This is a genomic window from Agrobacterium sp. 22-214-1 (assembly GCF_053522465.1).
Map to the genome: position 1 here is coordinate 1 of NZ_JBNWCK010000009.1, position 12,562 is coordinate 12,562.

General features: G+C 55.9%; 6 protein-coding genes. 1 reads left to right on the plus strand and 5 read right to left on the minus strand.

Annotated elements, in window-relative coordinates; translation table 11 throughout:
* Nucleotides 1-1,181: 1,181 nt before the first annotated feature.
* Nucleotides 1,182-4,910, plus strand: a complete 3,729-nt coding sequence (locus ACQZ5G_RS22865) for a hypothetical protein (protein ID WP_448739076.1) — start codon at nt 1,182-1,184, stop codon at nt 4,908-4,910.
* A gap of 9 nt (nt 4,911-4,919) precedes the next feature.
* On the opposite strand, the gene ACQZ5G_RS22870 is transcribed toward ACQZ5G_RS22865, so the two are convergent.
* From ACQZ5G_RS22870 to ACQZ5G_RS22890, 5 genes are all read right to left on the minus strand, one after another.
* Entirely contained in the window at nt 4,920-5,282 is a 363-nt protein-coding gene (locus ACQZ5G_RS22870; protein WP_448739075.1) for a type II toxin-antitoxin system RelE/ParE family toxin, read from the minus strand.
* A gap of 2 nt (nt 5,283-5,284) precedes the next feature.
* Nucleotides 5,285-5,536 (minus strand): ribbon-helix-helix domain-containing protein, encoded by a 252-nt coding sequence (locus ACQZ5G_RS22875; RefSeq protein WP_448739074.1) that lies wholly within the window; start codon nt 5,534-5,536, stop codon nt 5,285-5,287.
* A gap of 165 nt (nt 5,537-5,701) precedes the next feature.
* Nucleotides 5,702-9,352, minus strand: coding sequence for an Ig-like domain-containing protein (locus ACQZ5G_RS22880; protein ID WP_448739073.1), 3,651 nt, complete (start codon nt 9,350-9,352; stop codon nt 5,702-5,704).
* Nucleotides 9,353-9,428: 76 nt separating this feature from the next.
* The gene (locus ACQZ5G_RS22885) at nt 9,429-10,742 is read right to left on the minus strand and encodes an HlyD family type I secretion periplasmic adaptor subunit (protein ID WP_004432959.1); all 1,314 of its coding nucleotides are present in this window, start codon (nt 10,740-10,742) and stop codon (nt 9,429-9,431) included.
* Nucleotides 10,739-12,511 (minus strand): type I secretion system permease/ATPase, encoded by a 1,773-nt coding sequence (locus ACQZ5G_RS22890; RefSeq protein WP_004432957.1) that lies wholly within the window; start codon nt 12,509-12,511, stop codon nt 10,739-10,741. Before ACQZ5G_RS22890 ends, ACQZ5G_RS22885 begins: the two co-directional genes overlap by 4 nt.
* Nucleotides 12,512-12,562 lie beyond the last annotated feature (51 nt).

Sequence of the window (12,562 nt, forward strand, 5' to 3'; positions counted from 1 at the left end):
ATATCATGATATTGTTATTATGATCGATCGTCGCTCAAATCTGATCTCCACTCCAATCAATTTCATCTCACTCATATAGTTTCCGCGCATAATCATTCTTCAGCCACATCGGCAATTTCAACATAAAAATCATATATTTACACGTTATCGTCCCGCAATCCGCAAATTGCAGGCCATAAAAACAAGATTCTGGTCGCGGATTTTCATCCGCCCTCAATATTCCTATACAATTCAATGCAGCATATATTTTATATGTTTCTGCATATACATCTACATAAATATATGTTTACGGAATCCTCCCGGGTCGCAGGTGTACTCCTCTCTTCATCTCGGTTTCCAAATTCGAATTCTTCTTCTGGTTGTGTAAATATTGCTTCTTGCGTCGACGATTCATAATCTTCGCCACCCTTCGCCTCATCAGGGCTGTATCTGCACGAACTGCAAGAACGTACATTTCATAGAGACCCATTTGAACACACCTTTCCTATCACGCGACGCAGTTGCGACCGTGTCTTGAGCTTCATCTCTTTTCCCATCAGCCTTTCGGTTCAATGGGCATTGCAACGGGGCACTGAAAATTGCCCCCTGGGGAAATAAAGACACTTATCAGTGCCCCGCATCAGCGGTTTATGCCTGGCAAAGCCAGTCCTTCAGCAAACGACCTTCAGAGAAATAGAGAGGTCCACCACAAACCCAATCCATTTCCCTCTGTTCGCTGCCAGAAGAATTCATTCAGACGCGAAATATGAGAGTGACGTCCCTCTCTCACACCGCTGCCGGTTCAGCGTAAAACCAGAATGTCTTCCGATTTCATCACCGAATAGGAGCAGTATAAGCTATGCAAACAGGATGGGGATGAACGGGGAAATAAAAAATATTATGCAAATAGAGTGTGGTGTGTTTTGCGCGTCGGCAATGATTGGAAGCATGGAATAGGAATTGCGCTCGCTTTGCCCAACACACCTTCTGCGGGAAAAGTGTGGACATACGACAGCTTCCCCTGCGCGACGCTACCGTGTCAGGTATAGTAAGCGTATCGACGAAGACAGCCGTCAGACACTTGCTTTAGGTGATCAATGCCCCACCGTTTGTTCCTAGTCAGTTCAGAGGAAATACAGCGTCTCAATGACGAGCAAGCACGCGAACTAGTTGCGCGACTTGTGCGTGCGGAGGCGGAGAAATTGGATGCAGCCAATAGTTCCGTTACTTGGGGCGGAGACCAGAGGGCAAAGGATGGGGGCATTGATGTGCGCTTCGCATCTTCGGCCCTGGCTGCGAACAGCAGCTACCTACCGAAAAACTGTGTTGGCTATCAGGTCAAGGCCGAGAAATTCCCGCCATCCAAGATAAGCGGCGAAATGGCACCAGCAGGCACTATCAGCGCGTCGATAGCCGACCTACTACGAGACAATCATGCCTACATAATCGTCTCTACCAAAGACAGCGCATCGGACAGCTCCCTCGCCGCTCGTAAGTCAAAAATGGCAGATTGCGCGAAAGAGGCGGGGTTGGATAATAAAGGTGCGCTAGATTTCTTCGATGCTCGGCGCGTTGCAGACTGGGTTGAGCAATACCCCTCAATCGGCGTTTGGGTGAAAGACATTGTCGCCGCCCCCGTTCAAGGTTGGCGGCCATATGGTGCATGGGCATACCGAGAAAGCGATCCCCAAGCTGAGTATCTCGTTGATGACAAGGTCAAAGTTTTCGCGCCGAATGCTGATGATGGCAGCAATGCGCTAGAAGCAATTGATGCCATCAGAAAAGATTTAACTTCTGGTCGTACAGTACGATTGGTCGGTCTTTCCGGCGTTGGAAAGACGCGCTTAGTACAAGCGCTTTTTGATCCCCGTATTTCGACCACTGCACCCGCACTGTCATCGGATGCAGTGATATATGCGGACCTATCAGATCACCTAGAACCGCAGCCAACTTCAATGGTCGAAACGCTAATTGGCGGTAATATGCCGACGTTTCTCATCATCGACAATTGTGGGCAAGAGTTACACAAGCGCTTGGCTGAGATGGTAGCACAGGGTTCGCCTCGCATCTCCCTGCTCACAGTGGAATATGACATTCGAGACGATTTGCCTGAGGCTACAAGCTGCTACCGACTTGAGGGTTCCTCGGAAACGGTAATTAGAGAGTTGCTAGGACGCCGGTATACGCATTTGTCTGATAGCGACATCAACAGAGTTGCAGAATTTTCCGATGGAAACGCTCGTGTGGCTTTCGCCTTGGCAAGCGCCTCTGAGCGTAGCAATGAGCTGGCTCAACTGACCGACGACGCCTTATTCAGGCGGCTTTTCAACCAGAAGCAAACTGAAAGTGACGAACTTCTGCGATGTGCTGAGGCGGCCAGCCTTCTGTATTCATTTGATGGCGATGATGTAACGGACAGTTCGGAACTAGCGCTTCTTGGATCAACAAGCGGCCTGTCTGCTACCGCACTCTACCGTGGGATTGCTGAATTGCAGCGCAGGGGGTTGGTTCAGCAACGAGGAAAGTGGAGAGCGGTTTTACCTCACGCCATTGCAAATAAACTGGCTGCAAGGGCAATCGAGAACATACCGCCTTCGATTGTAGATGCCTTAATCAACAAGGCATCTGAAAGGGTCTCAAAATCCTGCTCACGCAGGCTTGGCTATCTGCATACTTCTCTCACAGCTCAGCGAATAGTTGCAGAGTTTCTAAAACCCGGTGGCCGGTTTGATCGTATTGATGCCTTAGATGACACCAGGCGGCAGGTCTTAAAGAATTTGCTGCCCGTGGACCCAGGTTCAGGTCTATCTGCCCTTCGCAGGACGGTGGAGAGTGTCGACACGTCAACAATAGATGTTCATATCGCATCCGATCTGGTGCGGATGGTGAAATCTCTGGCTTATGATGAGGCGATGTTCACGGATGCGTTGGGCACTCTCGTTGCTTTGTTCGAAGGCGATGAAATTCGAGGTCGAAGCAGTTCATCACACGAGGCGATCGTTGCGCTTTTCAGTTGCCATCTCTCTGGCACACATGCGTCACCAGAGGAACGTGTCTCATCGATCCGGGCATTGATACAAAGCGACAAGCCAGTGATTGCGCGGCTAGGGCTGGATGCACTCCAGCAATCGTTGGAAACGTCTCATTTCTCTAGCCAGTTCGAAGTAGATTTTGGTGCACGCCGGAGGGACTATGGATGGTCGCCCAAAAGCCGAGATGACGTTCTGCGATGGTACCGCGGCTTTTCTAAGCTAGGTCTTGAGATCGCGGTGCCAGAAGACATCAACGGTCCAGTTCGCCACATTTTAGGGCGCGCTGTGCGGGGTCTGTGTGAAGATGCCGGAATGATCAGCGAGTTAGAGGAGATTGCACATGCGCTTGCTGCTTCTGGTGGCTGGCCTGATGGTTGGATCGGCGTGCGCGAAACTTTGCACTGGGGAAAGTCGGTCATTCCGCCGGATATTTTGGAGCGTCTTAACACTTTGGAACGGCTTCTAGCTCCCGCCGATCTATTGGGAGAAATCCGCAGTACGGTTCTCGCACGCAACGCCAGTATACTAGATTTGTTGGATGACGGTGAGGAAGCCGACTACTCCAGCCGCCACAATGCACTGCTTGAGAATGCAAAGCGGCTAGGAAGTTTGGCTGCGAATGAGCCGCTGATGGTATCACAGCTTCTGCCTGAATTGCTTAGTGATCGATCTAACGCGGTAAGCATGTCTTTTGGCAACGGGCTGGGAAAGGCTCTGACAGACCCCGGGAAACTGATGAATGAGGCCAAAGCGACTATCGCAAAAATGAAATCCTCGGATGTCAGTCTGCTGATAATTCGGGGTGTTCTTAGAGGTTGGCAAGAAGTCGATGCGTCAGGCCTCAATGCCTTCCTAGACGACGCCGTTTTAGATCCCGTTTGGGGGGCATGGCTGCCTGAGTTGCAATGCGCAGTTGGCCTAGAAGGTGGTGCTATTGACCGCATATTTAAATCGTTAGACGCAGGTATCGCACCACAGTGGCAGTATCGGTACTTATCCATGGTGCGAGCGCCGGATGACCTTGCTCCAGATGTGATTGAAGTCCTAGTCAATTCCCTATCAGCAATTGCTGATGGCGGAGCAGTAGCGATTGATCTGCTAGGAATGGTAGTTCATTCTGCAAAAGAGCGAGGGGAAAACTTCGTTCGTGATATTGCTTACAGGATCGGTGGCTTCCTTGCTCGTGTCGATCTTTCAAATTGTAAGGTCGATGACACGATGGTGGATCACCATTTGGGTAGATTGATCACCTTCGCTTTGAACAACACATCTTCTCAATCTCTCGACAATGACATGTTACAAAACCTGCTATCATGGGAGCGATCCGAGCAAAGGAAGTACGCCTACAGGCGTGGCCGCCATCTGCAACCTTTTTTCAAGCTAAGACCGATACTGGCGCTGGACGCAATCTACCAGCCTGATCCAGACGGTCGCTATCGGACCGCAGCCCGGCTCGCCGCAGACCACCACAACGAACGCGGCAGTCGACCTATGGAGGCAGTGTCTCCAAAGGCCGCGCTGGAATGGTGCTCAGCGTCGCCAACAGATCGCTTCTTATTTATAGCCGCAACGTGCGAACTTTATGCTCCAAAGAAACCAGATGAAGAACAAAGTGATAGGCGCTTATCGGAAATAGCAAAGGAAACTTTCAAGGCGGCCCCCGACAAAAGGGAGGTGCTCAAAGCATATATCAGCCGACTTATGCCCATGAGTTGGTCAGGTTCGAGAGCTGAAAAACTTCGGCAGAGGCTCGGCATTCTCGATGACCTAGCTGCTTTGGTTAGCGGGGAAGATACGCAAATTGTAGACAGTGAACGCACGCGAATGATGAAGATCGTAAGCGAGATGAAAGAGCGAGAGGACGCAGAAGAGCGAACGAGGAACGAGACTTTCGAGTAGCATTATCCCCTAGCCAGTTTGGACAATACCTCTGGCATCTAGCGCCCTGAGATCTTCTCTCAAGCGTACTGCTATATCCATCCGCTCATGCAGGATACTCATCACGCCGAGGTCGCCGTTATCAAGCTTTCGGAAAAACAGGTAATGATGCTCATACCGGCTGAAGTAAGCCTCACTCTTGAGGTCACCGGGGACGGCAAGTCTTTGGGGCAGACGCCGCCAAAGTAGGTCGTTGTCGCAAAGGCGCTGCAAATGCGCGTGCAAGCCACGTATATAGGCCTCAGCCTGCGCTTCACCCCAAGTATCGACGGTGTCGCGCCAGATTTTATCCTGTGCGGCATCGGCAGGTGCATAAAAGCGATAAGCCGCCATAACTAGCGACGCGTGTTTCGGCCGATTACATCATCAGCAGAGACGGCTCTAAACTCGCTGTCATCCGCGCGCATTGCAGGAACCAGTTCCTTTTGCAAGGCATCCCATGCTTCGTCGCGGGTTTGCAGGTCACGCCGAATAAGCGCTCGAATATATTCGCTCGCATTCTCATAAAGACCGTCATCACCAATCTGCTGCTGGATATGGTCTTGCAATGCTCCGCTGACTTTGACGTGAATGCTTCCTGACGCCATGAGGTTTCCTTTCGCTCTCCGCAACTATGAAAAGCGTAGCATATATTGTCAATATTCATCACAACAAAGGGAAAAACGGCACTTTCAGCGGGGAAGCGAGCCTTAATGAAGGCTTGGTGGTACGGAGATCGACATCGCCGAGGTATAATCTAAGGCTATCGGCGCCTAGACGAACAAGCCGTCTGCGACCGCGAAACCGCTCTTTTGCAAATCGCTCAACGTGGTGTCGAGGAACTGGATCGAACCGCCATCCGGCGTCGCGACTAACAGTTCATTTGCCGACACCACCGTAACGGCAGCCAGCAAAGCGGCCTTGGACACAAATAGATCGCTGGTGAAGACCAGAGTGTCATCGGCCCGCAATTGATGCACGATATCGGCGCCGTGACCGCTGCCGAACCAGAACGTATCGGCACCCGCGCCACCCTTCATCAGGTCATTGCCGGTTCCACCGTAAAGTACATCGTTGCCTTCATTGCCCTCCATCGTGTCGTTGCCGGAACCGCCAACGAGGACGTCATCGCCGAGCCTGCCCTTGATGACATCGTTGCCGCCCCTGCCTTCGATGATATCGTTGCCGGCTAGGCCGGAGATCGTTTCGCCCGCTTCGGTTCCGACGATGGTTGGGGTTCCGTATCCCGGACCGCCGCTGGCCGGCGCGCCCTTGACCGTCAGGGACAAAGTCGCCGTCGCGGTAGCGCCCTGACTATCCCGGATCGTGTAGCGAAAGATATCCGTGAGGCTGGAGGTTTCCGAAAGGCCGGCAACTGAAGGATTGGTCTCGTTGACGTCGTAACTCCAGCTCCCGTCCGCTTTCAGAAGAAGCGTTCCGAAGCTGCCTGCAATTGTGCTTCCCGCGACCGTAACACTGACGGCTGCGCCTGTGCCGCTGGCAGACAGGACCGTCAATGCGTCTCCGGTATCGACGTCGCTATCGTTGCCGAGAACGGTCCCTATCGCATTGGCCGCGCCTGCCGTTGCTGTCGCCGCATCGTCGGCGGCGACCGGTGCGTGGTTCGCTCCCTTGATGGTGAACACCAGACTGGCCGTCGATTGCAGACCGGTCTCGTCGCGAATGGTGTAGCTGAAGGTCTCGGTCAGCGTCGAACCGCCCGAAAGGCCGGAAACCGCCGGGTTGGAAACATTCGGAACGTAACTGTACGTGCCATCGGAATCGATGGCGAGCAGGCCGTAAGTACCCGCCAGTTGTGTATCGTTTCCGGTGACGGCAACACTCGACGCGCCATGCACCACGCGGGTCACCGCCATGAAATCGCCGGCATCGGGATCCGTGTCATTGGCGACGACGTTGCCTGTCGCGCTGGCGTTGACCGACACGATGCCGGTGTCGTTGACCGCGACCGGCGCGTCGTTGCTGCCTGCAATCGTGATCGAGAGGCTCGCCTTGGCGGTTCCGCCGCGACCATCCGAAACGGTATATTCGAAACTCTCGACAAGATTGTCGAAATAGAGCGCGTTGACGACCGGATTGGTCGCAGATGGCGTAAAGTTATAGTCACCATTGGCGGCAATCGTCAGCGCACCGTAACTGGTCTGAATGGTTTGCGACGCGCCAAGCGAATAGGTCACGCCCTTGATCACGATCGAGGCGACGGACAGGGTGTCGCCGTCGCTATCCTGATCGTTGGCGAGCAGGTTGCCGGAAACCGTGTTGCCCGGGCCATCTTCCGAAACGGATCTGACCTCGCCTGTCGCGGACGGCGCGGTATTGGCAGGCCCGGAGGGAACTGGCGGCGTGACGATGAATTGCGCCGCCTTCACACTCGACGCGGTAATCCCGCTGAGCGTCGCAACCGTTGCGAAGGCGCCGGGTCCGGCGGCACCGTCCACGTCCACCTCGACGAGGGTATCCGCGCCCGACTGTGAAAGGCGGATATAGCCCGCCGCAAATGCGCTCGCGCCCGTCGCTCCGGAGGGCATTGCCAGAATGCCGGAAAGATCGAGGAAATCATCGGACCGAAAATCGGAAACGATATCGCCTATTTCGCTCATGCTGCTGATAACGAAGGTATCCGCACCCGCACCACCTTTCAGCGTATCGACACCAGCACCACCGTCAAGCCGGTCGTTGCCCTCGTTACCCTCCAGATAGTCGTTGCCGTCGCCACCGACGAGGATGTCGTCTCCGATAAGCCCCTTGATCGTATCGTTACCGGCAAGGCCGGCAATCACGTCTGCGCCTGTCGTGCCGCGCAGCGTATCGGCCGCCGCCGTTCCGCTGATCGTCGGTTGAGGCTCGCCACCTGTGGAGGAGGCGCGAATGGAAACCGTCAGCGATGCCGAGGAATGGAGACCTGCGCCGTCGCGGACGGTATAGTTGAAGACTTCCGATAACGATGCGGAGCCGGAAAGTGCTGCAACGGCAGCATTGCTCTGGTTCGGTTGATAGACCCAGCTTCCATCGCTTTTCAGGATCAGCGATCCGTAACTGCCGACAATGGTGGTTCCGCCAGCCGTCATGCTTTGCATCGCCCCGCCGGCGGCGCTGCCGGAAAGCACGGAAAGAACGTCGCCGGTATCGGGATCGAGATCGTTGGTCAGAAGATTGCCGGCGCCCGAAACGGTTTTGACGATCGAGGCGGTATCGGCAACCGCCGTCGGCGCATCGTTGAGACCGGTGATCGTCACCGTGACGACGGCGCTGGCTGTTCCACCGCGCCCGTCGGAAATCCGATAGGTGAGATTGTCCTCGGCGGTCTGGCCGGCCGCAATCGCGTTGGTGGCGGCGAGGGTTGGGTCCACCTTGTAATAGTAGCTGCCATTCGGACTGATATAAAAGGTGCCGTATTTGCCGGCAACGGCGGTTTCCGCCGCCTGAATGGCAGAAGCCTTGGAACCATAGGTTGCCTGCGTTACCCGCAGGACATCACCATCCACATCGCTGTCGTTTGCAAGGAGGTTGAAGGTGCTGCTGACCGTCGCCCTGTTCTCGGTCAAGGTAATGTGGCTGTCGGCAACGGCAACGGGAGCGGTGTCACCGGGCTCCATCACCTCATCCGGGTCCGGCGAAGGACGCGGCCCTGAAATGGTGCCGGTCAACCCTTCCGTATAAGCGATGTAATTGGCAAGCCGGCCTCCAACCACTTCGTAGGATTCGTTATCCGTATGGACCTGATCCTTCAACGGCAGATCTTCGGTGATCGAACCGATATAGATGTCGTCGCGACTGGCCGCGATTTCGCGCTGCGCCTCGCGAACGATATCCTGCCCTCCGTTCCAGCGGGCATCAGAACCCGTATAGGCGGTATTGGCAACCTCCTGGATGAAAACCGGCGCGGCAGGATCGGTCTGGGCGCGGATGTAATCCAGCACCTCGACCGTCGCTTCCTTATAGGTTTCGACGTCGCTCGTGCCGTCCATGATGCGCTTGGCATCTGCCTCGCCCTGCGCCCAGACGATTTTCAGCTCGACTGTGTAGCCCTGCGCCTCAAGGGCGGCAACCGAGGCATTGATGCCCTGTATCGCCGCCTGTGCCAGTGCTCCGGGCGTGTTCGTGTCGGGATACCACCATAGAAGATCCGCCCCCGGCGCATCGGAGGCATTGCCATCGACGCCGCTCGCCCCCTTGGCAAAATCCTGGACCACCACATTGTTTGCGGTCGTAAATTTCGACGACGTTCCCGTGCTCTGGATAACTGTTTTCAGCGTGGACGCCGAAACACCGCCGGAGATGCCGAGATAGGACGAAAGCTCGGTCGCGAGAACCGAAGCGCCGGAATCATTGTCCCCATAGAGGTTGAACATGTTGTCGGCGTTGGATTGCCCCATAAACGCAATGAACTGGATAGCTGCCATGGACCCCTCCGGGCTAACGCCTTTTTCGTTAAATCACTGCCTGATACCGGGCGGAAATGATTTCTCTTGTCCCGGCTCAGTCCTCCCTGAAAACATGATTGAGCTGATCCGTCAGCGGCTTGACGAGATAGGAAATCACACGCCGCTCCGCCGCCGGCATCAACACGTCCGTTGGCATTCCGGGGTAGAGTTTGAGGTTCCCCAACCCTTCCAGGCTCTCTGCCTCAGGCCTGATCCGCACCGCATAAAACGGCTGTCCCGTTCTCTGATCGGTCAGCACATCCGGGGAAACGGACACAACGTCACCCTTCACCATTGGTGTCGTCGTGCGGTCGAAAGCGGTAAAGTGCAACTGCGCCCTCTGACCCAGCGCCACTTGATCGATATTGCGCGGCGAGATTCTCGCCTCCACGATCAGGCCATCGCCACGGGGCGCGACCAGCATCAACGTCTCCCCGGGCTGAACGATGCCACCGACGGTGTGAAGCTGCAGCTCGAAAATACGCCCGCTGACAGGAGAACGGATATCCAATCGGCCAAATTGTTCTGTTACGTCGACACGTCGCGCTTCCATTTCGGTGATCTTCGCTTCGGTCTCCGCCAGCTCCTTGGCATTTTCTCCCCTGCGGTTTTCATCGAGCTGAAGAATTTGCAGTTCCACTTCGCTGATGCGTCCCTCGGCCTGCGCTCTCGATGCCAGTCGTTCACCAAGATTGCCCTGCAACTCGGCGCGGCGCTGTTTGAGCGACGTCAGGCGTTGCAGCGTGACAAGCTGTTGCCGGTACAATCCATCGACAGACGCAAATTCCTCATCGACCGCCGCAATCGACGCTCTCACCGCCTCGATCTGGACGTTTTCGCCCTCGATCTCGTCGGCAAGCTGGCCCTTGCGTTCGGCGAGCTGGCGCTTCATGCCTTCGATACCGTCTCTCCGCGTTTGAAGAAGGTTCTGCTCCAAGGCAACGAGCTGGCCATAGGCGGGCCTGGTCAGCCGCTTCTCTCCCAGAAAATCCGCCTCAAACGTTCCTGTGCCGGCAAGCTCGGCCCTGAGGCGCGCAGCCCGCACCAGAGACTGGACCAGCGCATTCTCGATAATTGCCAGATTGGCCTCGACCGTCGTTCGGCTGAGACGCAGCAAAACATCGCCGGCCGCGACCTCACTGCCCTCGTGCACCAGGAGTTCGGATACCGTGCCGCCGCTGAGATGCTGTATCTTCTTGACGTCGTTCTCGATGACGATGAAGCCCTGACCGCTGACGGCTCCCGCCAGCTTCGTCGTGGCAGCCCAGCCGCCAACACCGCCGAACAGGGCAAGCCCCAGCCCTATAACAACCGCGATATGTCGCCGAAGTGAACGGCACCAGAAGGCGATGGAAAGCTCGTCGCTCATCGCGATACCTCCAGCTTTCCGGTTGCCCCGACAACCTTCAGAATCTTTGCCGAGCGCGCAACCGGCTTGCGAAGGACCTGCCCCATGATCGCCTCACGCGGGCCGAAGGCTGCCATCCTGCCCTCTTTCAGGACCAGAATCTTGTCCGCCTGAGCAAGAATACCGGGTCTGTGGGTGATGACGACGGCAATACCCGCGCGCATCTTGATGCCCTCGATGGCGCGAGACAAAGCGTCTTCCCCCTCAGCGTCGAGATTGGCGTTCGGCTCATCGAGAACGACGAGGAATGGCTCGCCATAAAGCGCACGCGCCAGAGCGATACGCTGGCGCTGACCGGCCGAGAGTATCGGGAACTGGGGATCGATCAGTGTGTCGTAACCATCCGGCAATTGCAAAATCAGATCGTGCACGCCCGCCGTTTTCGCTGCGGCGATAACGTCGGCAGAGGGAATGTTCTGACGAAACCTGGCGATATTCTGGGCGATGGTTCCTCCAAACAGCCCTATTTCCTGCGGCAGGTAACCCATATGGCTGCCAAGCCGATCAACGTCCCACTGGTCCAACGTCGCTCCGTCGAAACGCAGCATACCGGAGCTGACGGGCCAGATGCCCAGAAGCAACCGGGCAAGCACCGTCTTGCCGGATCCGCTATGTCCGATCACCCCAAGAACCGTTCCCGCCTCGAGCGAAAACCCGATTTCCGACAGGACGGGTTTTTCGGTTTCCGGCGGACCACCCGCCACCGCCTCTACCGTTATGGTTCGGGACGGCAACGGGAGCTCCGACAGACCTTCCCGGTCCGCCTCTGCCGCAACGACAGCCGTCAGGCGAAGCCAACCATGTCTTGCTGCGGCAAAGCCCCGCCAGTGAACAATAGCCGCTTCAACCGGCGCAAGCGCTCGCGACGTCAAAATCGAGGACGCCAGGATGATACCGCCGGACGCATCACCCTTGATGACCAGAACGGCTCCAACCGCCAAAACGCCAGATTGCAGGGCAACGCGGAGAACCTTCGTCATTGTTGCGTAAGTATTGGCCACATCGGCGTGGTGTGTGCCGCACAGTCGGAACGTCGCATTATGGGCGGCCCACCTTTCCGCCACATCGCCAGTCATGCCCATGGCCCTCAGCGCCCCGAAATTCGATCGGACGGAATCGGAAAAGCCCCTGCGGTTTGCGGTCAGCACCGCGAGATCGCGTTGAGATTGCCGCAGGCTGAAATGCGCAAGTGTGGTCAAAACCATCAATATCAGCACGCCTGCCAGCGCCACGAAACCGATGACGGGATGAAGCAGAAAACAGATTGCCAGATAGATGGGTAGCCAGGGAAGATCGAAAAGTGCCGATGGCCCTGGCCCGGAGAGAAAACCGCGCACCATATCCAGATCGTCACTTGTCGAAACGATTGCCTGTTTGCCGCACAGCAGCAACGATCGCCGAAAAAGAACACGATCGAGAGTGACTTCGAACAAGGCGGCGAGACGCGACAACATGCGACTTCTGACGATTTCAAACGCGCCCTGACAGACGAACAGCAGGCCTGCCAGCAAACATAGGGCAACAAGCGAGCCGATGCTGCCGCTTGGGATGATGCGGTCATAGACCTGCAACATGAAAAACGGGCTCGTCAGATACAGTAGATTGATGAAACCGCTGACGACGGCAACGACGGCAAGCCCGCCCCTGCACCGGGCAAAAGCCTGATGCAGGAGCGAGCCGCGGGCGTGTCCCCCACCCGTTTCACGATCAAACGCGCCGTCTTTCGGCATACTCATTCGCCTGCTGCTGTTATTGCAAAAAATCTGCGTTACCCCGCGTGC